The organism is Idiomarina sp. (genome assembly GCF_019431395.1).
Classification (GTDB): Bacteria; Pseudomonadota; Gammaproteobacteria; order Enterobacterales; family Alteromonadaceae; genus Idiomarina.
On record NZ_CP080268.1, the window covers coordinates 2,117,424 to 2,142,704 of the forward strand.

A 25,281-nucleotide genomic window follows, 5' to 3' on the forward strand; every position below is an offset into this window, starting at 1 on the left:
TTAATTTAGGTGAAAATAATAATAATAAAGAAATGTGGCATGCCTACGCTTGATTTGATCACCGGATTGGCGATCGAAACGATAACCCATTCAGTTCAAACACTCCTGTTACTAGGGTTTGCGGGACTACTGCGCTTTTATTTCGCATCATACGACTATGCCTATTTGCGCTATTGGTCATTCGCTTGTTTCTCGTACGGCTTCAGCGAACTGATTCGCGTCACGCTCGGCGCACTGGGCATGGGTGAAATTCAAATCAGCGCAACCAGTGTCCAGCTTGCGCAAGCTGTTGCGCTGGCTCTGCAATATTTGGCTATCGTATACATTGCGCTGGGGACGCTCGATGCAATTGACAAACGCCAACCCTCACGTCTTATCCGCTACTCAGGATACGCTACAGCGGGTCTTGGGGGCGTTATTGCCTGGCTGTCTTCTAACAGTTTGTCGGTAGCCATAAGTAACCCTAATCAAAGCTTTTTACAATTTCTGGTTCCGGCATTGCTGTTTTTCGCCATTGGTATACCCATGTGGAGCAAAATTAAGGCGGGTATTGGTCCTCGTTTAGTCGCATGCGGCTTTCTATTTGTGGCATTTAAAAACCTTGTCGTGGTGGCAGCTATTCAGACACTTAGCGACCATCCGCTTGACTGGGTAATCGCGGTACAAGGTGTGTTTACGGTGATTTTTCTGGCCATAGTCATGGTCGGTATCATTATCTGGTTACTCGAATCAGAGCGCAACACATCAGTACGAGCCATACAACGTGCCGAATATCTGCATACACATGACGCGCTCACCGGCGTGTCTAATCGTGCGCAGCTGGTATTAAAAATTCCTCATCTTATTGACTTTTGCCGTTCCAATAACCGCCAGCTAACCGTTTGCCTCATCGGAATTTCCCGTTTTAAGTCAATTAACGAAAGCTTGGGTATTAAAGGTGGTGATAAAGTTTTAAAAGAAGTGGCCAGTCGCTTGCGACACTTCCACAAAACACCATTGGCGGTCGCCCGCATTAGCGGAGACGTTTTTGCTATTGTTTTTGACCATTTAAAAAGCCGACATTTGCTTAAAGATCTTGGCAATGAGCTACAACAAAGCTTGAGTATGCCAATAACTGTTGGCGAAAAATCAGTCGCCATCAGTGTCGGAGTTGGTATTTCCCGATATCCGCAACACGGAACCAATGCGGAGATTTTGTTAAATAAAGCCACTATCGCGCTAACCGAGTCCAAACGCCACCATCAACCCGGTGTGGTGTTTTTTGAACGGGGTATGGATGACATGTTCAGCCAATTGCTGGATATGGAGCCTGTTCTTAAACGGGCATTTAAAAACAACGAATTTTTGCTGTATTTACAGCCTCAGTTTGATTTCGATCATCAACAACTTTGTGGTTTCGAAGCGTTAATACGCTGGCAGCATCCCGAGCGAGGACTGTTATCCCCGGCAGAGTTTTTACCTTACATCGAGCAATTGGGGATGACCGATACATTAGACAGTTGGGTACTTGAAAAAGCAGCGGCCACCCTCAAGCGTTGGCATCAAAAGTTCGATCACTGTTGGCCGATTGCCGTTAATTTATCAGCCCAGCAATTTCAACATTTTCAACTCATCGATCAGTTACAAGCGGTTGTCGATAAATATCAGATTGCACCTGCGGCACTTGAGTTGGAGATTACCGAAACCGTTGCCATGTCTGACCTGCACAATGGCATGAGTGTGATTAATAAATTAAGAGCAATGGGTTTTAACGTGGCCATTGATGATTTTGGCACGGGTCACTCTTCTCTGGCATACCTGCGTTCTTTACCCATAAGTAAAATAAAAATCGATCGGAGTTTTGTCAGTGAGCTACAAGTTAATCGTACCGACGCAACTATATTAAAAGCAATGATACGCTTGGCTCACGGCCTGGGTAAGCGAGTTATTGCCGAGGGCATAGAAACCGAAGATCAACAAATGATTTTACAACAGCTCGGTTGTGACATGATGCAGGGTTATTACTACTCACCGCCAATGCGGCTGGAATTCGCCGAACAGCTGATTGAACGAGAACTCGAAGAAGGAAGAGAGCCGCTGCCTGCGCCTTTTGCAGCAGCGGCTATTTAAGTCACCCGTTACAGAATAAAACGGCTGAGATCTTCATCTTTTGACAGCTCACCGATATGTTTATCAACATAGGCCGCGTCAACAGAAATCGTATCGCCACTATGATCGGTGGCATTGAAGGAGACTTCCTCCATTAACCGTTCAAGTACGGTATGTAAACGGCGCGCGCCGATATTTTCGGTCGTTTCGTTTACATGAAAGGCAATTTCAGCGATTCGCTGGATACCGTCATCCGTGAACTCAACGGTTACCCCTTCAGTATTTAACAAGGCACGATACTGTGTTGTTAATGACGCATTAGGTTCAGTCAAAATGCGCACAAAGTCATGGCTTGTCAGCGCATCAAGCTCTACCCGAATCGGCAATCTACCCTGCAATTCAGGAATCAGGTCAGATGGCTTGCTCATCTGAAACGCACCGGACGCAATAAATAGAATATGGTCGGTGCGGATCATGCCATGCTTAGTATTAACCGTAGTACCTTCGACTAATGGCAACAGGTCGCGTTGCACACCTTCCCGTGACACATCCGGACCCGAGCTATCTCCGCGTTTACAAATCTTGTCGACTTCATCCAGAAAGACGATACCGTTTTGCTCAACAGAATGAATGGCCGCCTCTTTTACGTCATCCGGGTTGAGCATTTTAGCCGCTTCTTCGTCGACCAGCTGTTTAAACGCATCTTTAATCTTCATCTTGCGTTTTTTGGTCTTATCGCTACCCATGTTCTGGAACATGTTCTGTAGCTGTGAAGTCATTTCTTCCATACCCGGTGGCGCCATGATCTCTACACCCATTTGCGCCGCCGCCAGGTCAATTTCTATTTCTTTATCATCGAGCTGGCCTTCCCGTAGCTTTTTACGAAATACCTGGCGCGATTTACGTTCTTCCTCAGTTGGCGCTTCTTCTTGCTGGGCTCCCCAGCCGGAGCCTGCTGAACGGGCCGGTGGTAACAACACATCAAGGATACGATCTTCAGCGGCTTCTTCGGCGCGATAACGGACTTTTTGCATCATCTCTTCACGCTTCTGCTTAACCGCTGCATCGGTCAAATCTTTAATAATCGACTCGATCTCTTTGCCAACGTAGCCTACTTCCGTAAACTTCGTTGCTTCAACCTTAATAAACGGCGCATTGGCTAACTTCGCCAGACGGCGAGCAATTTCTGTTTTACCAACACCCGTTGGACCAATCATCAAAATATTTTTAGGTGTTACTTCGGGCCGCAACTCGTCATCCAGTTGCATGCGGCGCCAACGATTTCGTAATGCTACCGCGACGGCTCGCTTCGCTTTGTCTTGCCCTATAATGTGACGATTCAGTTCGTCAACTATCTCTCTGGGGGTCATATCAGACATCAGGTTGTGTCCCCTTAAGTTATTGGTTCTTAGCAGCAGCGATAGACTCCTGCTCTTCGATGGTTTGATTGCCATTGGTGTAAACACAAATGTCGCCGGCAATTGTCAGTGATTTTTCGACAATCATGCGGGCATCAAGCTCAGTATTTTCCAGCAGTGCGCGCGCAGCTGACTGCGCATAAGGCCCACCTGAGCCAATAGCAATAAGATCATTTTCTGGCTGAACAACGTCGCCGTTACCAGTAATAATTAGGGAAGTTTCTTTATCGGCAACAGCGAGTAAGGCTTCCAGCCTGCGCAGTGCACGATCTGTGCGCCAGTCTTTGGCGAGTTCTACCGCAGCACGCATTAGATTACCCTGGTGCTGCTCTAGTTTTGATTCGAATCGCTCAAATAATGTGAATGCGTCAGCAGTACCTCCGGCAAAGCCAGCCAGCACTTGGTCGTGATATAGGCGACGCACTTTGCGCGCATTAGATTTCATTACCGTATTGCCCAGTGATACCTGGCCATCACCGCCAATGACGACTTTGTCACCCCGTCGAACTGATACTATCGTGGTCAAAACCTCATCCTCTCTCGTAGTTTGGTGATGTCGCATTAGCGACAGCAATGACAACTATCTGAGGGTATGCCGTTTAAATTTCAAGGTCAGCAAGGGGCTAATCGATATTCCAGTTCCAGATGGCACAGCCGTAGATTTGTGCGCGCTGCAGTTTATGCCGGTCTCGCTCTGCATCTCGTTTGGTTTCGTATGGACCCAGAATAACCCGATACCATAGGCCGTTTTTACCGGTAGTACCGCGTATCTGGCTTTCTAAACCAGCCATAGCAATTTGCGCACGAAGCCGCTGCGCATCAGCTTCTTGCCTGAACGAGCCGCACTGCATTAATTTTGGCGGGCCGACTTCGCGTTCCGGCACGTCGACTTCGACCTCTTTGCTTTCCAGCTCTTCAATATATTGCCAGCGCTCTTCCGGCTTTTCAGGCAACAAATTTTCCGGAGGAGGCTGAATTACGGGCTGTTGTGCGGAGCTTTCTGAGCTACCGTTGATCTTGACCAAGCCATAAGCAAACGCAACGATCAACACAATTGCTATGATAACAATCAGCCAGGGCACATTGCGCGTCTCCGATTTTCTTCGGGTCGCGCCACTAGCCGACTTGCGCGCAGCAGACTTCTTTTTACCGCCTCGTTTAGGCTGCTTATTAGGCTTGCGATTGGCGTAATCCAAACTTACATTTTCTCCAGTGTCGGAATACCCAGCAGATCCAGACCTTGACTGAGTGTATTGGCAGTAAGGCGGGCCAGTTTCAGACGGCTATTGCGCAACGCTTCATTATCTTGATTCAAGATAGGGCAGGCTTCATAAAAGCTTGAGAATCGACCCGCAAGTTCAAATAAATAGCCACACAGAAAATGCGGCATGGCTTTATCGTAAACCTGATGCACTACCTCATTAAACCTGACCAACTGGTTAGCCAACGCAACTTCGCGCGGGTCATCCAAAATAAAGTCGGCTGTTTGATCAAAACCGGTTTCCCCCAAGCGAGAGAAAATACTGTTGACTCGTGTGAAGGCGTAGAGCAGATAAGGCGCAGTGTTGCCCTCAAAGGTGAGCATCAAGTCCCAGTCAAAAATGTAATCACTGGTCCGGTTTTTCGATAAGTCAGCATATTTAACTGAGCTAATGCCCACGACCTTTGCAATTTCCTGCTGTTGTGATTCCGTCAAATCAGACGACTTTTGTTGTAGCAACGAAAGCGCACGGCGCTCTGCTTCATCTAACAAGTCAGCTAACTTCGTCACACCGCCATCGCGACTCTTATAGGGCTTGCCATCTTTACCCATTACGGTACCAAAGCCATAGTGCTGGGTGCGAATATCGCCCTCAATAAATCCTGCTTTACGCGCCAACGTAAAAATTTGCTCAAAATGCAGCGCTTGACGTGCATCGACAAAATACATCAGATAATCGCCGCCGAGTTCTTGCTGCCGATATTGAATAGCCGCTAAATCAGTCGTGGCATACAGATAGCCGCCGCCTTTCTTTTGCACGATAATGGGTAACGGATCGCCTTCCTTACCTTTAAACTCATCCAAAAAGACACACTGAGCCCCCTGATCTTCAACCAACAGGTTCTTTTCTTTTAAATGCTCGATAACTCCCGGTAAACGGTCGTTGTATGCACTTTCCGCCATCACGTCAGCGCGCGTTAATTTAACACCTAAGCGGTCGTAGACCTCCTGACAGTGGCTTAACGACACATCAATAAACTGGTTCCAGAGTTTTAAGCAGTACTCATCTCCAGACTGTAATTTAACGACCAGCTCGCGCGCTCGCTCAGCAAACTCAGGGCTTTCGTCAAAACGCTGTTTCGCCGCTTTATAAAACGTTTCCAAATTGCTCAGCTCGTATTCCGCTTCCTGGTTATCAAGCGCTTCCATGTAAGCCAACAACATGCCGAACTGAGTACCCCAGTCACCCACGTGATTCTGACGAATGACCGTGTGACCCAGGAACTCACTAACGCGGGACACTGCATCACCGATAATGGCAGAACGTAAATGTCCGACGTGCATTTCCTTGGCTAAGTTCGGCGACGAGTAGTCAATAACAATAGTGCGCTTATCCTGCGAGGGCTCTACTGCCAGACGATCACTGGTCATCATCGCTTCAAGTTGTTGCTTGAGCTGATCCTGGGCGATAGTAAAGTTTATGAAACCCGGTCCGGCGATATCAGTTTTCGCTAACAGCGTATTTTGCGGAATCGCTGCAACAATCGTTTCGGCTAGCTGACGAGGGTTTGTTTTTGCCGGCTTTGCCAGCATCAAGGCCAAATTAGTTGCAAAGTCGCCGTGTGATTTATCTCGTGGTCGGTCGAGCTGAATATTTACCGTTTGATCTGCGGGTAAAACACCATCGGCTTTTATTTGGCCAATAGCATCAGCAAGTAACTGTTCCAGTTGTTCTTTCATCGACTCGACTACCTGTGCATAGATTAAAAAAGAAGGAATGATAAGGGTGTTAGTTTACTCGCTTTATAGCCCTTATGTGAAGTCCTGTGGGTCAACATCTAACGACCAGCGCACTTTGCGCCAACTCGGCAGTTTGTCTATTAGCGGTAGCATGTGTTCGAGTAGCTGATAACGTAATTTACGTGTTTGGCAGTGTACCAACAGCTGATAACGGTAACGCCCCGCTTTGCGCTCCATTAATGCCGGCATTGGACCCAGTATTTGCGCTCCCTGAACAACGGGTAATTGCTGCACCAGCTGATCAAGTGCTGTCGTGATAGCAAGACGGTCGGTACTCTCTACCCGAAATAGCCCCATGTGCCCATAAGGTGGAAGTTGAGCAGCCTGGCGCTCTGCAAGCGCCGTTAAGGCAAAATCCTGATAGCCATTATTTAACAGATCCTGGATCAAGTCATGTTCAGGGTGGTGAGTTTGCAAGACCACTTTGCCTGCTTTTTTCGCCCGCCCGGCACGCCCGGCAACTTGAGTAAACAGTTGTGCCAAACGCTCGGCAGCGCGAAAATCGGCACTGTAGAGTGCACCATCAACGTCTAATAAAGCGACCAGCGTAACATTGGGAAAGTGATGCCCTTTCGCCAGCATTTGGGTACCGACCAAAATCTGATAACGACTATCAGCTGCTGCCTGTAACTGCTTGCCTAGTTCACCCTTACGACGGGTAGAATCACGATCGATACGTAACACGCCATAATCGGGAAAACGTTGCTGCAATGCATTTTCTAGTTGTTCCGTGCCAACACCATGAGTCATCAGATGAGAAGAGCCACAGTCATTACATTGTTTAGCAATTGGCCTTTGTGAGCCACAGTGATGACAATGTAGCTGGTAGAGGCTTTTGTGTACCGTATAGTAGGCATCACAACGCTGGCATTGCGCTATCCAGCCACACTCGTGACACATAAGTGCGGGTGCAAAGCCACGCCGGTTTAAAAACAAAAGAACTTGGTTGCCCTTACTCAGCTCATCAGCAATTTGCTGCTCGAGCGGCTCAGAAATACCGGCTACAACTTTCTGCCCTTTGATATCCAGCAGCTGGTGTTTTACCTGCTCTGCGCCACCAGCTCGTTGATCCAGCTTTAACCAATGAAAACGCTGGCTTACCGCGTTGTTCAGCGTTTCCAGAGAGGGCGTTGCAGTACCCATAACAATCGGGATATCCAGCAATTGAGCCCGTTTAATTGCAATATCTCTGGCATGGTAACGAAAACCGTCCTGCTGTTTAAAGGACAAGTCATGTTCCTCATCGATAATAATCAAGCCAAGATCTTTACACGGGGTGAATACCGCAGAACGGGTGCCGATTATGATAGCGGCCTTACCAGTTTGGCTATCCAACCATGCTTGTAAGCGTTCACTATCATTCAATGCTGAATGCAGCATAACAATCGGTACGTCAAAGCGCTGCTGAAAACGACGCAGCGTTTGTGGCGTTAAACCAATCTCTGGAACCAAAACCAACACTTGCTGGCCGCGTTTAAGCACAGGTGTCATTGCCTGCAAATAAACTTCTGTTTTACCGCTACCGGTAATGCCCTGCAGTAACATTGCGGCATGTTTCTGTTGCTGGTTGATCGTTGTCACCGCAATGGCTTGCTGTTGGTTCAACGTCAGTGGCTGGTTATCTGAGTCCAGCTGCCAGGGGGTCTCGTCTATTGCGGGAACGCGTTGTTGCCGCTCTACCCAACCTTTTTCTTCTGCAGCCTTTATCACGGTGGAACTAATATCTGCTGCCTTTACAACACTTCGCGGCTGCGGACCCGGCTGCAGCAAGTGAATTAACGCTTGTTGCTTTTGTGCGCGCTTCATTTGCTCGCTGTCGAGCTCGGCGCCCACCTTCGTCAAGGCAATATATTCAACCGGCGGATAGCTGGCAGCCGCGCCTTTGCGCAACAGTGTCGGCAACGCATTAGCGGCAACTTCACCAAGGCTGTGGTGATAGTAGTCAGCTGCCCAACAAATTAACTGCCAAATATCATCAGCCCACAACGGTTGCTGATCGAGCACCTCGTTGACATCTTTCAGGGCATAGTCTGTAATCTTCGCGTTCGCTAACGGTGCTAAATAAAAACCTATCAACGTTCGACGACCAAACGGCACTTTAACCCGCGAGCCTACAACAGGGAGAGGCTCGGTCATTTGGTAAGTGAAGGATTTACGCAGTGGCACCGGCAGTGCAACTTCTACCTGACGTTGTGTATGGGGCTTTTCAATCGGCATTTTGCTATTTTGTGGCGCTACTCAAGATAATACAAGCGCTGATATTTTACTTGATCAGTAAGCTGTTATCACATAGAATGCCGCGCTCCAAACGATTGATGTTTTTTTGCGCATGGTGTCCGGCATAACGATGACCGGATAGCGATGCGGCCCATTATTGAGGTTATCCCATGAAAAAAGGTATTCATCCTAAGTATGAAGCAATTACCGTCACCTGCTCGTGCGGTAATAAATTTGAAACACGCTCTACCCGCACTGAAGATCTGCTGGTTGACGTATGTTCAGAGTGCCACCCGTTCTACACTGGTAAACAGCGTGTAATGGACACTGGTGGTCGCGTTGACAAATTTAAGAAGCGTTTTGGTACGTTGGGCAAAAAATAAGCCCGGACGATTAAAACCGCTGAAAACAACGCTTTGTTATCAGTTTTAAAAAAAAGGCGCTATTAAGCGCCTTTTTTGTTGCCCGCCTTCTGCGTAGCCCCTTTTGTTAAAGAAAAGTTACCCGGTGTATTTTTAGACACGATAAAAGTTATCTTGCTCCAACAAGTCTCTGTATAGCAGGTAAGATTTGTTCCTGCACGAAAAGCCGTTAAACTAAGAGCTCGATATTATCACAGATAAAAGGCCGGCTTTTATGTCTGACTTTCGCCAACAAGCGTTAGATTATCATCAGTATCCCACTCCGGGAAAAATCTCAGTCGAGTTAACCAAACCTGCAAATTCCAGTAAAGACTTAGCACTGGCCTACAGCCCCGGCGTTGCCGAACCCGTTCGGGAAATTGCCGACGATCCAGATAACGCCTATAAATATACTGCCAAAGGAAACCTTGTCGCCGTTATCAGTAATGGCACTGCGATTCTGGGGTTGGGTAATTTGGGGCCGCTGGCATCAAAACCGGTAATGGAAGGTAAAGCATTATTGTTTAAGCGCTTTGCCGGACTCGACGCTATCGACATTGAAGTTACCCACAGAACAACTCAGGACTTTATCAATACGGTTGCCAATATCGCGGACTCTTTTGGCGGCATTAACCTTGAAGACATAAAGGCACCAGAGTGCTTTGAGATCGAGCAAGCGTTAATCGAAAAGTGTAGCGTGCCCATCTTTCATGATGATCAGCATGGCACGGCAATAGTTACCGCTGCAGGCATGCTAAATGCACTGGAGATTCAGGGTAAAGAATTGCGCAGCGCACGTATCGTATGCATGGGAGCAGGCGCCGCGGCTATTGCGTGCATGGAACTGTTGATCAAGTGCGGCGCTCAGCGCGAACACATTTATATGCTGGACTCAAAAGGTGTCATTCATACCCGCCGCGACGATCTAAACGAATATAAAATGCTGTTTGCGAATAACACCGATAAACGCTCGTTAGAGGAAGTCATTGAGGGAGCTGATTTATTCCTGGGGGTTTCGGGTCCTGACTTGCTATCACCGGAAACACTTAAGCTGATGGCTGAAAAGCCCGTCGTATTTGCTTGCTCCAACCCCGATCCGGAAATTAAGCCAGAACTCGCAAAACAGGCGCGTAACGATGTCATTATTGGTACCGGCCGCTCTGACTATCCCAATCAGGTCAACAATGTGCTCTGCTTCCCGTTCATGTTCCGGGGCGCACTTGATGTTCGGGCAACCGCTATCACTGACGAAATGAAAGTTGCAGCTGTCGAAGCGATTCGCCAGTTAGCTAAAGAGGAAGTTCCCGATTCGGTACTCGAGGCTTCAGGCGAATCCAGCCTTACCTTTGGCTCTGATTACATCATTCCTAAGCCCATGGACCCGCGGCTGTGTCAGCGCGTGGCCCGGGCTGTAGCGGAAGCCGCCGTCAAATCAGGGGCGGCAAAAATCGACATGCCCAAAAACTATATGCTGGATCAGGACTGATCCAGCTCGTCGTCCGTTGGAATAGGTAACCCGCGTGCTTCGAGTTCCTCACGCACAGCGCTTGGAATTTTGTGCGGGTTAGACTTTTCCAGGTCTTCATCCGTTGGTAGTGGTTGCCCTGTAAACGCATGTAAAAACGCTTCACACAGAAGTTCACTGTTCGTAGCATGGCGTAAATTCTTTACTTGGCGGCGAGTTCGTTCATCAGTCAGTACTTTCAGTACACGGGTTGGTATCGATACCGTAACCTTTTTGACTTGTTGACTTTTACGCCCATGTTCTGCGTACGGGTAAATATACTCACCGTTCCACTTCATCGCATTCTCTCGCTGTATGAAAAACCCTTATAAGATATAATGAATTGTACTCACAGGATTGGCCACGTCAAATTTTATCCGTCTAGATGGCTAAAAGTTGCTGACATTTGCGCCACAATATTTTAGCCTTACAGCATAACGACCAATTATTTGTAGTTTAGAGGACGTAGTTGATGGCAATAGAAGGGCTAACTCAAGAGCAAGTGCAGGCCGCTGCTGATACCGTACAAGTTCATAAATTTGGCGGCAGTAGTCTTGCCGATGCCTTCTGTTACCGCCGCGTCGCTCGAATTGTGACCGAATACGCTGGTGCCAGCGACGTTGTTGTCGTTTCTGCTGCCGGCGACACTACCAACCGCATTTTAGCTATTATTGCGGCCGCTAAAAAGCCCGGCGATACTGCCGCAATCCTGCTCGAACAACTGGAAAAATTTCAGTTAGGACTTATCAATGAACTTCTTGGTAGCGATTTAGCACAATCCCTGTGCCAACTATCTAATGCAGACTTTGAACGTTTTCGACGCTTTATTCGCGGCGAGGAAAGCATTAGCCGTGATGCGGAATTATTAGCGTACGGCGAGTTATGGTCAGCTCGCTTACTCGCTGCACTCCTCAGAAAGCAAGGCACCCGCGCTGAACACATCGATGCCCGGGATTTTCTCTGTGCCGAAGACGCACCCGAGCCATTAATCCAGGAGCAAGTGTCGCGTGAAGGTCTGCTGCAACGGGTTGCTCCCTACCCAGGCACTCGGTTTATCGTCACTGGTTTTATAGCCCGTGGGTTAAATAGTGAAAGCCTGACCCTGGGTCGAAATGGCAGTGATTACTCAGCGACTCTGGTTGGTAGCCTGCTCGACGCAAAACAAGTAACCATCTGGAAGGATGTAGCTGGGGTTTACTCCGCGGATCCCCGCAAAATTGAGCGGGTCGTCAGCTTGCCAGCGTTAGACTGGTCTGAAGCTGAAGAGTTAGCTCGCCTGGGCAGTCCGGTACTGCATCCGCGAACATTTCAGCCGGTTAACCGCGAGCGCATGGTTATTTCCGTTCGTTCAAGCCTTAAAGTCGAGAACCAGCAAACCCGAATTGGTCAGTTTGAGCATGCTGAGCCCCGCGGCAAGGTATTTACCTCGTTATCTGAGGTGGTGCTTTTTAAAATTGAGTTAAACGATAAACGTCTGGTGGATCAATTGGATGAGCTCGACCTTGAGCCAATATTTAGCTGGACCGAGCCGGAAAAGCATCATCAGTACTTAGTCTTTCACCAAAACCACCTTGACTATATAAGTCGTTGGTTAGAGCAGATTGATAATGACAATGCCGTGACCCAAATACGTGGCTACTCAATGGTCGCACTGGTCGGTGACCGCATACAGGAGACCGATCAATATACCACCTTCAAGCTTCAGCTAAGCGAGCAAAAAGTCCGTCGGTTTGGGCTGGGAGAACATGGCAATTCGGCTATCGCTATTCTTGAACAGCAGCTCGATAGTCGTTTTTTAAATCGTTTACACAGCCAGTTATTCAATTATCGCCGCAGTCTAGGTGTGCTGGTGTTGGGACGCGGAAATATTGGTAGTGCCTGGTTAGAACTGTTTAAACAGCAACGCGATCGAATCAACCAGGTGATGGACGTGCGGATCATAGGCATTGCTAACTCTAAGCGCCTGTGGCTAGACTACGGAGGTGTTGAGTTAAATGCGTGGTCTGCTGATTTTGATCGGCTGGCACGACCCTACGTACTGACCGAATTATTACGTGAATTACCTAATGCGCCATACGATGAACTGGTGATACTTGATTTAACCGATGCCAAACCGATAGCACAATTGTATCCCAGCTTGTTTGCTAACGGACTGCATATCATCAGTGCTAACAAACGCGCGGGCTCTGCCCATGAATCTCTGTACCATGAGATACGCACAATCCAGCACGAGTACAAACGTGAATGGTTGTACAACACTACGGTTGGGGCTGGCTTACCACTTAATTACGCCATTAACGATTTGCGCGCTCAAGGCGATGAAATTCGAAGTATTTCAGGAATTTTTTCGGGCACCATGTCATGGCTGTTCGAAAACTTCAGTGCCGACACAGCATTTAGCGATTTAGTTGCCGAGGCAAAAGAACGCGGCTACACCGAGCCCGATCCCCGTGAAGACCTGTCGTGTCAGGATTTGGTTCGTAAACTTCTAATCCTGGCTCGCGAGATTGGGCTGAAACTTGACTGGCAGGATATCGAGGTTAATAGTCTGGTTCCTGAACATCTGCGTGATATTTCAGTTGCTGAATTTATGCAACGGCGTAGCGAGCTCGATGAGCCAATGAATGAAATGCTTGAATCAGCTGCTAAAGATGGCAAAGTCCCGCGCTTGCTCGCCAGCTTTTCAGTATCGGAAGAACGACGGGTTAAAGCAAAAGTCGGTATCGAATATATACCCGCGGGAGACATGTTAGCGAACCTGATCCCGGGTGAAAACATTTTTGTGATCTATACAGATTGGTACTCAGAAATGCCACTGGTAATAAGTGGCCCGGGGGCCGGCAAGCAAGTGACTGCAGGCGGAGTGCAATCCGACCTCAACCAATTACTGGGGCGTCTTAGCGCCATCAGCTGATCACCTGCGCAGTAAACGACAGCGAGCTTAAAAGAGCTCGCTATCGTCTTCCTTAAAAATGTCGCCGTTGTCTTTTTGAGTATCTGCATACTCGGTAGGTTCGGTACCATCTATAAAGTATTCAAACCGAGTCGTGTGGTCAGTTAAATGTGACAACTTGCCGGTTTCCAGGTCGATTCGCACGTTGACCACACCCGGCGGTATCATCATGTTGCCTGACTCATACCGGGGCAATGCTTTCTCCATAAACAAAATCCACCCCGGCAACGCGGTTTTAGCGCCGGCTTCACCGCCCGAAATAGCTTGTTGTTTGCTATCAAGCAATGGATTCATGGTGGTTCTGCCAAGCTGCCGCGATACATCATCAAAGCCGACCCAGGTCGTTGTCACCAGGCCGGTAGTAAAGCCTGAGAACCAAGTATCGCGAACATCATTGGTGGTACCTGTCTTACCAGCGATAGAGCGACCGACTTCATTAACAATCGGCTTTGAGCGCTGTATGCGCCAGGACGTTCCATTCCAGCCGGTATTGTGGGCCCAACTGCCACCGCCCCAAACCGCCGAGTTCATAGCCTGAGCGACCAGAAACGCATTCTGCTCCGAAATAATTTGTGGCGCAGGATTGTCACAATCCACGCAAGCCAGCTTAGGCTCAGCATTAAAAATCACTTCGCCATTGCGGTCTTCTATTCGCTCGATAACATAGGGGTCAACCAAGAAACCGCCATTTGCAAATGCCGCATAAGCTCGCGCAACTTGCATCGGCGTCATCGAAAGCGAACCCAGCGAAATTGATTCATTTTCAGGAACTTCACTTCGATCAAGTCCGAACTTAGCAATATGATCAGCGGTTTGCTTTACACCCACTTCGCGAATTAAACGCACCGAAACCACGTTTTTAGATTTTGCCAGTGCCTTACGTAAACGAATCGGCCCTTCATAAACATCAGGCGAGTTTTTCGGCCGCCAGGCGATGCCGGAGCCGGGGTTCCACTGATTTATCGGCGCGTCATTCACTAACGTTGCCAGCGTTAAGTCCTGCTCAAAAGCAGCCGAATAAATCAGCGGTTTGATATTAGAACCAACCTGCCGCTCGGCTTGCAACGCCCGATTATACTGACTTAATGCAAAACTATAACCACCCACAACAGCCGCCACTGCGCCATCTGATGGTCGCAATGACGCTATGGCTGAACTGGGCTCAGGTAGTTGGGCTAAACGCCAGACAGCGTTGTTTTCATCTTTTGCTGCAACGCGACGCAACCAAATAACATGCCCCGCGGCCATAATGTCGGCGGCCGACTCCGGCGGAGGCCCCTGGCGCTCCTCGTTAAGGTATTCGCGTGCCCAGTGCATTGATTCCCATGGCAAGGTAACCCTACCGACATCTTTTGCCATAACAGTAGCGGTTTGTCCCTCCACTTCGACAACAACCGCGGGGATTACTGCACCAACCGATTTTAACTTCTCAAGATAACGAGTAATTTCATTTGACGATAATGCGGCTCTGCCGTCTGCTTCAGACCACAACACACTGACGGGACCACGGTAACCATGACGCTCATCATAGGCATGAAGGTTATCCCACACAGCCTGACGCGCGGCTAGTTGCACATCACTCTTAACGGTCGTATAGACGTTGTAACCCCCATTATATGCCTCTTCCTCACCGTAACGATCGATCATTTGTTGCCGAACCATTTCGGCAAGGTAAGGCGCATTCACTGTAACTTCGGCGCCATGGCGGCGGGCAGTAACCGGCGCATCAGCAGCCTGATCAAATTGTTCTCGGGTGATTTTTTTCTCATCCAGCATGCGCAACAAGACCACTCGTCGACGAGCTTTGGAAGCATCAGGATTGCTAATAGGATTAAGATTAGAAGGTGCTTTAGGAAGGCCCGCTATAGTTGCTATTTGCGCCAGAGTCAGTTCATCCAATGACTTACCATAATAAACCTGCGCTGCTGCGCCAACCCCAAAAGCCCGGTGGCCAAAGGTTATCTTATTAAGATACAACTCTAAAATTTCGTCTTTATCCAGTAACTGTTCAATATGAAGCGCGATAAATGTTTCTTTAATTTTACGCATCCACGCACGGTCAAACGATAAAAAGAAGTTTCGCGCTAACTGCATGGTGATAGTACTTGCGCCTTCTTTTATCTCCCCCGTTGTTACCAGCACCCAAACAGCACGCATAACGCCAATCGGATCGACCCCTATATGTTGATAGAACCGACTGTCTTCCGTTGCCAGAAATGCATCTACCATCGACTGGGGCACGTCTTCCAAATCAACGGGAATACGCCTTTTTTCGCCAAACTGAGAAATGAGTTCACCGTCTTGGGTAAACACTTGCATTGGCGTTTGCAACTCCACATCACGCAACGTCGCAACACTCGGGAGTTCTGGCTTAACATATAAATAAAGCGCACCAACAGCGGCAACTCCAAGCACCGCAAGTACCAACAAGGCAAGTATAAAACGTTTAAAAAACTTCAATCGTTAGCTCCATTTAGGACAACGGTTTCCATGTATTTCGTACAGTATTTCGCGACTGTGCATTATGGCTGATTTTTATCCGAAAAACTAACCTTTGAAGCTATTTTAAAAACCTTTACAAAGAGAACCGCATGCCTCGAACAAAAGCCGCTTTAGCCGCTGTCGACATAATTGACAACGAGCTAATTTATTTACAGTTAAGCACCGAACGAGGAAATGTTTTTATCCATCAGTGGCACAAACAGAAAGCTAACACCGCCTGGAATAAAGGCTTAGATTGTCGCGAGCTTATGACCGTGATGGAGCACCGAGCGTCTCACTACCAGCGGCTTACACAACCGAGTGCTACGGACAATGTAACTAGTTTCGTACATGAAACCTACGGTGGAACTGCTGACTATACACAAGACATAGTACTCGATTATCAGTACGACCCTACTTCAGCACACGTAATTTCTGCTCACAGCTCACAGGTCAAAAAGCGCCAACAGTTATTTGCTCAACTCGCGGGTCCCTTGAGCATTGTCGAGCCCGCTTTTCAGGCCATCCTAAGAGCTACCAATTTTTTATTAGGGCAAGGCGAATTAATTACTAGTCGCCCTTGCGAACAGTGGCTCATAGTTGAACTCAGCCATCCCTTATCCACCTGTTTGTTTTGTCATCACGGTTGTTTAGACAGGTTGCAGTTTGTTGCAGAGTCGGAACTTCATGAGGTTATAACTAACTCACCCTTAACCCTTTATTTTGGCGACGAGACAAAGTTTTCCGAGACAACACAAAATCTTTTGAACACTGCTATCGAGTTGCAGCTACCCAAGTCGATGGGCGATTTTAGTTCTGCAGTCGGCTCAACCGCAGCCATCAGCTTATTTGGCAACGCATTAAGGGGCTTCAGCTCTTGGCATCATTAAATTTAGCCGATTGGCGCCGCCCCGGTATTCAGCTTGTGTTGCGCAGGCAGTATCGGCGTGTGCTGACAGTAGCTACTGTCTGTGCACTTTTAGTGGCGGCCTATTACCTAACATTTAATTCGCGCCTGATAAAACTAGAACAACAGCTGGCAACGCTAAACGTTGAATTAAACGACTTTGAGCTAGTCGCAAAACAAGTGAGTGAACTTCAACAAGACACCACCGCAGCCACAAACCAGCGGTCTGCGCAACAAACTCATGCGCAGGTAATAGCTGAGTTCATTAAGTTACTCGACTTGACACAACAGGGAATTCAGATTTCTTCAATTCACCGATTAAAACGTGAAGTAAAAATAAGCGGCAGTTTTTTACGAACAGAAAGTGTCAAGTTACTCGAAAACCAACTAACAAATCTTCTCAATAACTCATCCATTTCCGTTCAGTTTTCGGCGCCAAGGCAGTTTGTTATTCGGGCGATAATCGAGCACGCGTCATGACCACACCCTGGCTGCGAACATCACACATTGTTTATGGCATGTTCTGTACTATTGTCATTATTGCTGTATCTGCTGCTTACATGATGACTCATGCCACTGAAAAAAGCCTTTTAAGCGAGCTTAAAAGCCGGCGCCAGCAACTCACGCAGCATCACCAAAATTTGCGCATGATAAGATCTCATACGCCCCCTGACGGCCCCCAAACGGAGTTTATCTGGCAGCTAAGTCAATGGGTTGATGAGCTTGGCCTCACGCTTACTTTACAGCCGCTTAATAATACTAAGTTTACTTATTCGGTAGTTGTTACCGGTGCAGCCGCTAAATTACGACAGCTGTTGTTGCTTACATCAGAACAGTCGCTAAAAGGTGTCTGGAAGCGAGCGCTTCACTCTCAGTTTATCAGTTTTTCTGAAACGCCGGGACAAGATGGCCGACTTAACTGGCAGCTTACAAGAACTAATCAGGAGCAAGCGTTAGAGCCCATCATGGCAAACCTTTCGATTACGGAAGTGAGCTGCCCTGAAGCACCGGTAACACAGCAGCAAGCCGAGCTGAACCTGGCTGACTTAAGGCTAGCAGCAACCGTTACCTCTAAGCACGCTGCATCATTCGCATACTGGCAGTCCGACACTGGCGTGTACATCAAAACAACAGTTGGCCAACGGTTCTATAACCCGACCTCGGTTATCACTACCATTGCTGACGAACACGTCGAGCTTGACCAGCTGTTGCCGACAGAAGACTGCAATGTCACCACAAAAAAAATCATTCAACTATAGAGGATATTATGGCAATACTGAGGACGGTAGCTCCTATCACCTTGTTACTGGGCGGTATTTTTGCAACAACAGTAAGTATTGCTAAGGATAATGCTTGGTACTCCTTGCTCAGCGAACAACAACGCCAACAAAAAGTGAACCTTAATCTTACTCGTGTTGGTTTAAGCGAGGCGCTACAGATTCTTGCCGATCAGCTTCAGTTAAACCTTATTGTCGCAGACGATATAACAGGTTCAACCAACTTAAAACTGAAGGACGTCAGCTGGCTGGACGCTATGACTAGCTTGTCGAAAACCCACGGAATCTTCATCCACCTGCAAAACAATGTACTGTGGGTTTCTAAAAGCGGTGACAACCCTTCGGAATCGGAAGAACGAAAGCTGGAACTTGTTAGCGTTAACTTTGCTGCGGCTAATGAGCTAGCTGAGCTAATAACTCAAAATGGACAAAATCTAAGTTCTCATCAGGGCTCTATTACCGTTGATGAACGAACTAATACCCTGATTATTAACGATACTGAGAAACACCGGCAGGCAATAAAACAGTTGGTTGCTGAGCTCGACCGGCCAGTAAGGCAAGTCATGATCGAAGCCAGAATGGTAAGCTTAAAAACTAACCTGGCAAAAGAGTTCGGCGTTCGCTGGGGCGCTTCATCCTCGGGGCTAGAAGCCACAACAGTTGATGACACGAATTTTATTCATGGCATGCAAATTAGTGCACCGGTTGTTCAACCTCACGCAACAGTTGGTCTTAACGTTGCGCGCCTGAGTGACGATCTGCTTCTGGATTTAGAGCTCACCGCACTAGAGCACGAGAATAAAGGTGAGATCATAGCGAGCCCGAAGATTTTCACGGCTAATCAACAACCTGCCTTTATAGAACAAGGGACCGAAATTCCTTATGTTGAGAGCGCTGCATCAGGGGCAACCGCCGTACAATTTAAAAAAGCGGTAATGGGCTTACGGGTTACTCCTAAAATCACACCCAATAACCACGTTCTACTTGACTTGACTATTACCCAAAACACCCGCGGCGATACTGTTAGCACACCGACCGGACCAGCTGTAGCCATTGATACCCAGGAGATGGGGACACAAGTGTTGGTAAAAAACGGCGAAACCATCGTGCTCGGCGGGATTTTTCAAACACTGGAGTTGAAGGACGACTCCGGCGTCCCAATTTTATCCTCGTTGCCGCTAGTCGGCAGCTTGTTCAAACACCAGCGTCAACAACAGCAGAAGCGTGAGCTTGTTATCTTCGTAACACCCACAATTTTAGAGGGCTCCGAATAGAGTTGCTAAAACGCTGGTGAATTGCGATAATCGCGCTTCTTTTCGTTGGGTTGGGGGACGTCTCTAGACACTCCGGATTCGTGAGTTACAGCTAATTTAAACAGTGATGTAAGCAGGAATATGGCTGAGAAACGTAATATTTTTCTTGTCGGCCCTATGGGCGCCGGCAAAAGTACTATTGGTCGTCAAATTGCCAGACAACTCCATCTAGATTTCTATGATTCTGACACAGAAATTGAACGCCGAACCGGTGCAGACATCAGCTGGGTATTTGAGCTGGAGGGGGAAGAAGGCTTTCGTGTAAGAGAAGAGAAAGTCATCGAGGACCTAACTGAGCACATGGGCATTGTCCTGGCAACCGGTGGTGGCTCCATCATGAGCAAAGAGAGTCGTAATCGATTATCGGCTCGCGGCGTGGTGGTTTATCTTGAAACGACAATAGAAAAACAACTGGCCCGTACGCAGCGCGATAAACGACGCCCGCTTATCGCCGAGGCGGATGACCCGCGCAAGGTATTGGAAGAGCTGGCCGAAGTTCGCAATCCTCTTTACGAAGAAATCGCTGACATCACCGTTCGAACTGATGAGCAAAGCGCGAAAGTCGTCGTCAACGAGATTGTCGAAAAACTTGGTGTTAACGGCTTAGGTTAAAACCATCAAACGGAGCTGCGCATGGCAAAAGTAACCGTCAAGCTCGCAGAGCGCAGCTACCCAATTGATATTAGCCCGAAGGCGCTGAGATCAGCAGCAAACCTTTTTCCCGGCAGCCCGCGCCAAATACTTATCGTCACCAACCCCACGGTCGCAGAACACTATTTGCAGCCTCTTTTGAGCGTGTTGCATTCGCATCATGTCGAAGTGTTTAACATGCAGGATGGGGAAGAGTACAAAAGCCTCACAACCTACGCCGACATCATGCAACAGTTAATCAGTGCCGGCTTTAATCGCGATTGTGCGATCATTGCCCTTGGGGGCGGGGTTGTCGGTGACTTAGCCGGCTTTGTTGCATCAACCTATCAGCGCGGGGTGGATTTTTATCAAATACCAACCACTCTGTTAGCACAGGTCGACTCTTCCGTTGGTGGTAAAACGGCCATCAATCATCCGCTGGGTAAAAATCTTATTGGCGCCTTTTACCAACCGCTGGCAGTGCTCATTGACACTGACTGCTTACAAACCCTCAGCGCACGAAATTATCGCAGCGGCTTGGCCGAGGTGGTCAAGTACGGCGTCATCTACGACGCGGAGTTCTTTCATTGGCTGGAAGACCATGTAGCTGAGTTGCGCAACCGGGACACCGCTGCATTAACCTACGCAATCGAGCGTTCCTGCGCCATAAAAGCGGAAGTTGTGGCTGCCGATGAACGCGAATCTGGCATAAGAGCGCTGCTGAATCTGGGTCATACCTTTGGTCACGCAATAGAGGCGGCAACTCACTATGGCGAATGGACTCATGGCGAAGCTGTTGCAGCTGGCACTGTTATTGCATCTAAACTGTCGGAAGTGACACAAAAGCTATCGTCGTCAGATTTCCGTCGCGTAGTCGACCTGCTCAACCAGCTGGGCTTGCCAATAAAAGCGCCGCAGATGCCCTGGCAAGACTGGTTAAGCTATATGCAGCGTGACAAAAAAGTTAAAGACGGAAAACTGCACTTTATCCTGCCAACAGCGATTGGTTCCGCTGAGGTAGTCAGTAACATCGAACACGAAACGGTAGCTGCTGTGATCACTGAATGTTGCTAACGCATCAGACAGGAAAACAGTTATGCAAGCTTTGGCTCAACAACAGATTGTTGCCGCTCCGGTAAAAGTTAAAACATCTCAACAGCAGATTATTGACCAGATACATCATCACTGTCAGCAAACTGACACGGTGATTATGCTGCATGGCAGTGATGGTTCGGGTAAGACAACCATAGCGGAACTGTTCCTGGAACAAGCATCTAACTATGCTGAGTGCGCGTTTATTACTGTCAACGAACGCTCTACACCCGACCGTCTCCGCGCGCAAATATTAAACCAATTATTTGGCACTATCAGCTTAAGTGACGAAACGCTGAGTCGACAAATCCAACGCCAAACACCGTTAAAACACGCCGTCATTGTGATCGATAACGGCGAACAACTCAGCGAGAGCTTTTTAGCCGAATGCGTTGCTGCCATTAACCAACTGTCCGCAGTCGGTCAAAAAGTCAGTATTGTTATCGCTGCCGACAGCCGTTGGGCGTATCAACAAAAGCCTGCGCCTCACCTGCGGTTACAAGGCCCGGTTATGGTTGAGGTACAACCGCTGAATAAAGATGAGCAGGTGCGGTTTGTCCAGGTCTTGCTGCCCGAAAGACTTCAGCGGCTATGGAATTTTGATCGTATTCATCAGTTCCTGAGCACCATTAACGGTTATCCGGGCGAAATCCAGCAACGATTGCAACTGGCGCTGGCAACCCAAGCCCAACGCTACAAAGAAGATACTGCACCGGCAGATTCTGCTATTGACGAACCAGATGATGACCACGTCAAGTTAAGCCAAACGCGCGTGCAAAATAAAGGCCGCGGAATAAGGCTTCGCTACATAATTGCGATTGCCATGTTAATCAGTGTGGCCGTTGCCGGATTCATTAATAAAGAACAATTGTCTGACTGGTTTAGCCAGGCGCAGTCAGGCCCTGCAACTGCGGAAACGCCTGAGTCGGCTCCAGAGCCAGTTAAAGCTGAGGCTCAGCAAGCACCAGTTGAGCTCCCTAGTTTCGAGCCGTTGGCTGAGCAGTCATTAGCGCTAATGCCCGAAGATCTTGCTATCTCTTACCGGGAAGCGCTTGATGATCTTAACCGGGTTGCTGCAGCTGATAATGACCCGCGAGAACTTGAGCTTGGGCTGTTCAAAGAACCCAAGCTAGCCAAAGCAGAAACAGTTGAACCGGCTGCCGCTCCCCCTCAGCGAGCGCTACAAACAGATCAAGTGATGGCCGCCGATCCGCAACATTTTGCATTGCAAATTGCCATCATCACAACGGAGCAGTTATTAACAGAGTTTCGCAATGATTATGGCCTGACCGACAACACCTCGGTTTATCAACGCGAAGATGGTCGTTACGTCATTATTTTCGGAGATTATGCATCGCTGCAACAAGCACGCGATGCCACCTCCGAGCTGCCACAAGCCGTTCAACAGATGGAGCCCTGGGCCAAATCCTTTGCCGCTATGCAAACGGAAATTGCAGCACCAGTGCAACAGTAATTTTCATCACCCGGCCTTTGGGGTACACTAGCGTTAAGATTCACCAAAGGCCGGCAAATGAAAAAGAACAGGGCTTTTTTAAAATGGGCGGGCGGTAAGTACTCTCTTATCAATCCCATAAAAAATCAGTTGCCGCACGGTAAAAAGCTCATCGAACCCTTTGTCGGTGCAGGATCTGTATTTTTGAATACGGACTACGAAAGTTATCTGCTGAACGACATAAATGCCGATCTCATTACCCTGTACCAGTTTGTAAAACGCCGTCCCAAAACCTTTATTCAGGACGCCAAAAAGCTGTTTACTGCGCGTAACAACCAAGCCGATGTTTATTACGCACTGCGCGCAGAGTTTAATGCCAGTGCCGATCCTTATTACCGTTCGCTGTTGTTCTTATATATGAATCGCCATGGTTATAACGGACTTTGCCGCTATAACAGCAAAGGTATATTTAATGTGCCATTTGGCGATTACCGTAAGCCCTATTTTCCCGAAGCCGAATTAGAGTTTTTTGCTGAAAAAGCAAAGCGAGCCAAATTTATTTGTCACTCATTTGAGCATGTTTTTCGCCGCGCCCGCAAAGGTGATGTGATTTATTGCGATCCGCCCTATGCACCGCTGGTTCAGGCATCAAACTTTACCAGTTATGCAACCGGTGGTTTTGGACTGGGTGACCAAAGCGAGTTAGCTCGGCATGCACTGCGAGCGGCTTGTAAAAGACAAATACCTGTACTAATAAGTAATCACGACACGCCGTTGACGCGAGCGCTGTATGAGCCGGCAACGATAAGCCAATTATCCGTTGCCCGGAGTATTAGCCAGAAGGCTGATGGCAGGAAGCCGGTAAAAGAGTTGTTAGCATTGTATTCAGGCACCCTAACAGCCTCCACAGCAGGAAAGGTTATTCCAATTTCTAAACAGATTAAGAAAGTGGGCACATGAATTGGTTTTTACGTACCTTTGACGAACTATCTTTGCGGCAGCTATACCAATTGCTGAAGTTACGCCAGGACGTCTTTGTTGTTGAACAAAACTGTCCGTATTTAGATGCAGACGGTGAAGACGAGCAAGCCGAGCACTTATTTGCACGCTCTGATGATGGCCAGATGATAGCCTATGCGAGGTTATACCAAGCTAACGATAGCCAGAGCTACTCCCGCATCGGACGGGTGTTGACCGCACAGTCTGTGCGCCGCACAGGGCTCGGCCGCGAACTCATGCAACGCGCCATTGATTATCTTGAGCAGCGCGGTAGCAATGCGCCAATACGGGTTGGCGCGCAAGTCTATTTACTGCAATTTTATAAAGACTTCGGGTTTAAGCCCATCGGCGACGAATATCTTGAAGACGGCATTCCTCATATTGATATGGAGCGTTAATGAGCGTTGGCTTTGAGCTACAACAAACCGATAATGGTCTTGCCCTTGTTTGGTTAGATGAGCCCAGGTTTCAGCCATTAATTATTGATTTTCATAAGGGTAAAAGTGCCTATCGCGCACAGCATAGTGCGTTAAAATCAGAGGCCATTGCCCGCGCTATAGGAATCACCGGTAAGCGTCAACCGTCTGTTATCGATGCTACCGCCGGCTTGGCACGAGATGCTATGGTGATGGCTGGTTTTGGCTGTCAGGTATCGCTGATTGAACGCCAGCCATACGTACGGGCTTTGCTTAATGACGCGCTGGCCCGCGCACAAGCAAAGTCTGACGCTATTGGCGAAGCAGCAAAGCGGCTAAACCTTCTGGACGTATCGAGTATTAACGAAGTTGAGCACAATGCGGCGGATGTGGTTTATCTGGATCCGATGTATCCAAAAACCGGTAAACGCAAGGCGCAGGTTAAAAAAGATATGCAGATGTTTCAGCAACTGGTTGGCAGTGACCTGGATGCCGATGACCTGTTGCAGCCGGCTTTAAGCGTTGCGCGTTACCGTGTAGTCGTAAAACGCCCTAATTCAGCACCGTTTTTGAATGGTAATGAACCAAACCAGCAGTTAACCAGTAAAAAGCATCGTTTCGATATTTATATCAATCAAGGATTCGACAAATGATTAAAGAAAATGACCAAATTCCGAACGGCGCGCTTACCAGTAAAGGTGACTTAGGTATTCAGCATTATGACCCGCGCGAGATTTTTGCCAAAGGACGTCACGTACTGTTCGCCGTACCCGGCGCATTTACTCCGACCTGTTCGGAGAAGCATCTGCCAGGCTATGTCGAAAATGCCGAAGCCCTTAAAAAAGCTGGGGTTCAGAGCATTAACTGCCTGGCTGTAAACGATGCTTTTGTAATGAAAGCCTGGGGTGATTCCTTGGGGATCGGAGATCAGGTTCGGTTATTATCTGATGGTAACGGTGCTTTTAGCGAAGCCTTAGGTTTAGCCACAGAAACAGGCGCGTTTGGCGGTATCCGCTCTAAACGATATGCCATGGTTATTGAGGATGGCGTCGTTGAGCACTTGTTTGTAGAAGATGACAAGCAATTCGAAGTCAGCAAAGCTGAATACGTATTAGAAAAACTGAAATAAAC

22 protein-coding genes are annotated in these 25,281 nt (G+C 48.2%); 15 read left to right on the forward strand and 7 right to left on the reverse strand.

Annotated elements, in window-relative coordinates; translation table 11 throughout:
* Nucleotides 1-39: 39 nt before the first annotated feature.
* The gene (locus tag KZ771_RS10260) at nucleotides 40-2,109 is read left to right on the forward strand and encodes an EAL domain-containing protein (protein ID WP_290653301.1); all 2,070 of its coding nucleotides are present in this window, start codon (nucleotides 40-42) and stop codon (nucleotides 2,107-2,109) included.
* Nucleotides 2,110-2,117: 8 nt separating this feature from the next.
* On the opposite strand, the gene hslU is transcribed toward KZ771_RS10260, so the two are convergent.
* The 5 genes from hslU to priA all read right to left on the reverse strand — a co-directional run bounded on the left by hslU (nucleotide 2,118) and on the right by priA (nucleotide 8,724).
* Nucleotides 2,118-3,467: an ATP-dependent protease ATPase subunit HslU gene (gene hslU / locus KZ771_RS10265; protein WP_290653303.1), complete on the reverse strand. Its 1,350-nt coding sequence runs from the start codon at nucleotides 3,465-3,467 to the stop codon at nucleotides 2,118-2,120.
* A gap of 19 nt (nucleotides 3,468-3,486) precedes the next feature.
* Nucleotides 3,487-4,032 carry an ATP-dependent protease subunit HslV gene (hslV, locus tag KZ771_RS10270; RefSeq protein ID WP_290653305.1) on the reverse strand — a complete coding sequence of 182 codons (546 nt, stop codon included), beginning with the start codon at nucleotides 4,030-4,032 and terminating at the stop codon, nucleotides 3,487-3,489.
* Nucleotides 4,033-4,129: 97 nt separating this feature from the next.
* Nucleotides 4,130-4,702 (reverse strand): SPOR domain-containing protein, encoded by a 573-nt coding sequence (locus KZ771_RS10275; RefSeq protein WP_133540012.1) that lies wholly within the window; start codon nucleotides 4,700-4,702, stop codon nucleotides 4,130-4,132.
* Between the two features lie 2 nt (nucleotides 4,703-4,704).
* Nucleotides 4,705-6,447: an arginine--tRNA ligase gene (gene argS, locus KZ771_RS10280; protein ID WP_290653308.1), complete on the reverse strand. Its 1,743-nt coding sequence runs from the start codon at nucleotides 6,445-6,447 to the stop codon at nucleotides 4,705-4,707.
* 72 nt (nucleotides 6,448-6,519) lie between these two features.
* Nucleotides 6,520-8,724: a primosomal protein N' gene (priA, locus tag KZ771_RS10285; RefSeq protein WP_290653310.1), complete on the reverse strand. Its 2,205-nt coding sequence runs from the start codon at nucleotides 8,722-8,724 to the stop codon at nucleotides 6,520-6,522.
* Between the two features lie 170 nt (nucleotides 8,725-8,894).
* Between priA and rpmE the strand changes: the two genes are divergently transcribed.
* On the forward strand, nucleotides 8,895-9,107 hold the full coding sequence (rpmE, locus tag KZ771_RS10290; protein WP_105307524.1) for a 50S ribosomal protein L31: 213 nt from the start codon (nucleotides 8,895-8,897) through the stop codon (nucleotides 9,105-9,107).
* Between the two features lie 253 nt (nucleotides 9,108-9,360).
* Nucleotides 9,361-10,611 carry a malic enzyme-like NAD(P)-binding protein gene (locus tag KZ771_RS10295; RefSeq protein WP_290653312.1) on the forward strand — a complete coding sequence of 417 codons (1,251 nt, stop codon included), beginning with the start codon at nucleotides 9,361-9,363 and terminating at the stop codon, nucleotides 10,609-10,611.
* Here KZ771_RS10295 and metJ read toward each other — a convergent pair.
* Nucleotides 10,602-10,928 (reverse strand): met regulon transcriptional regulator MetJ, encoded by a 327-nt coding sequence (metJ, locus tag KZ771_RS10300; RefSeq protein WP_133540008.1) that lies wholly within the window; start codon nucleotides 10,926-10,928, stop codon nucleotides 10,602-10,604. The two genes, KZ771_RS10295 and metJ, sit on opposite strands and share 10 nt — an antisense overlap.
* A gap of 173 nt (nucleotides 10,929-11,101) precedes the next feature.
* Between metJ and metL the strand changes: the two genes are divergently transcribed.
* The gene (gene metL, locus KZ771_RS10305; RefSeq protein ID WP_290569741.1) at nucleotides 11,102-13,543 is read left to right on the forward strand and encodes a bifunctional aspartate kinase/homoserine dehydrogenase II; all 2,442 of its coding nucleotides are present in this window, start codon (nucleotides 11,102-11,104) and stop codon (nucleotides 13,541-13,543) included.
* A 27-nt stretch (nucleotides 13,544-13,570) separates the two neighbouring features.
* On the opposite strand, the gene KZ771_RS10310 is transcribed toward metL, so the two are convergent.
* Complete coding sequence (locus KZ771_RS10310; protein WP_290653314.1) at nucleotides 13,571-16,042, reverse strand: penicillin-binding protein 1A; 2,472 nt, start codon at nucleotides 16,040-16,042, stop codon at nucleotides 13,571-13,573.
* Between the two features lie 131 nt (nucleotides 16,043-16,173).
* Between KZ771_RS10310 and KZ771_RS10315 the strand changes: the two genes are divergently transcribed.
* The 11 genes from KZ771_RS10315 (at nucleotide 16,174) to KZ771_RS10365 (ending at nucleotide 25,279) form a co-directional block, all read left to right on the forward strand.
* Nucleotides 16,174-16,953, forward strand: coding sequence for a hypothetical protein (locus KZ771_RS10315; protein ID WP_290653316.1), 780 nt, complete (start codon nucleotides 16,174-16,176; stop codon nucleotides 16,951-16,953).
* On the forward strand, nucleotides 16,941-17,450 hold the full coding sequence (locus KZ771_RS10320) for a hypothetical protein (protein ID WP_290653318.1): 510 nt from the start codon (nucleotides 16,941-16,943) through the stop codon (nucleotides 17,448-17,450). Before KZ771_RS10315 ends, KZ771_RS10320 begins: the two co-directional genes overlap by 13 nt.
* Nucleotides 17,447-18,229 (forward strand): hypothetical protein, encoded by a 783-nt coding sequence (locus tag KZ771_RS10325; RefSeq protein WP_290653320.1) that lies wholly within the window; start codon nucleotides 17,447-17,449, stop codon nucleotides 18,227-18,229. Before KZ771_RS10320 ends, KZ771_RS10325 begins: the two co-directional genes overlap by 4 nt.
* 8 nt (nucleotides 18,230-18,237) lie before the next feature.
* Nucleotides 18,238-19,521 (forward strand): type IV pilus secretin PilQ, encoded by a 1,284-nt coding sequence (pilQ, locus tag KZ771_RS10330; RefSeq protein ID WP_290653322.1) that lies wholly within the window; start codon nucleotides 18,238-18,240, stop codon nucleotides 19,519-19,521.
* A gap of 120 nt (nucleotides 19,522-19,641) precedes the next feature.
* Nucleotides 19,642-20,172, forward strand: coding sequence for a shikimate kinase AroK (gene aroK, locus KZ771_RS10335; RefSeq protein ID WP_133540001.1), 531 nt, complete (start codon nucleotides 19,642-19,644; stop codon nucleotides 20,170-20,172).
* Nucleotides 20,173-20,193: 21 nt separating this feature from the next.
* Complete coding sequence (gene aroB / locus KZ771_RS10340) at nucleotides 20,194-21,264, forward strand: 3-dehydroquinate synthase (protein ID WP_290653324.1); 1,071 nt, start codon at nucleotides 20,194-20,196, stop codon at nucleotides 21,262-21,264.
* Between the two features lie 22 nt (nucleotides 21,265-21,286).
* On the forward strand, nucleotides 21,287-22,756 hold the full coding sequence (locus KZ771_RS10345; protein WP_290653326.1) for an AAA family ATPase: 1,470 nt from the start codon (nucleotides 21,287-21,289) through the stop codon (nucleotides 22,754-22,756).
* A 57-nt stretch (nucleotides 22,757-22,813) separates the two neighbouring features.
* A complete protein-coding gene (locus KZ771_RS10350) occupies nucleotides 22,814-23,695 on the forward strand; it encodes a Dam family site-specific DNA-(adenine-N6)-methyltransferase (protein WP_133539998.1) in 882 nt (293 codons plus the stop codon).
* A complete protein-coding gene (locus KZ771_RS10355; protein WP_290653327.1) occupies nucleotides 23,692-24,132 on the forward strand; it encodes a GNAT family N-acetyltransferase in 441 nt (146 codons plus the stop codon). The genes KZ771_RS10350 and KZ771_RS10355 overlap by 4 nt, the downstream gene beginning before the upstream one ends.
* Nucleotides 24,132-24,803, forward strand: coding sequence for a class I SAM-dependent methyltransferase (locus KZ771_RS10360; protein ID WP_290653330.1), 672 nt, complete (start codon nucleotides 24,132-24,134; stop codon nucleotides 24,801-24,803). Before KZ771_RS10355 ends, KZ771_RS10360 begins: the two co-directional genes overlap by 1 nt.
* Nucleotides 24,800-25,279 carry a peroxiredoxin gene (locus KZ771_RS10365; protein ID WP_290653332.1) on the forward strand — a complete coding sequence of 160 codons (480 nt, stop codon included), beginning with the start codon at nucleotides 24,800-24,802 and terminating at the stop codon, nucleotides 25,277-25,279. Before KZ771_RS10360 ends, KZ771_RS10365 begins: the two co-directional genes overlap by 4 nt.
* Nucleotides 25,280-25,281 lie beyond the last annotated feature (2 nt).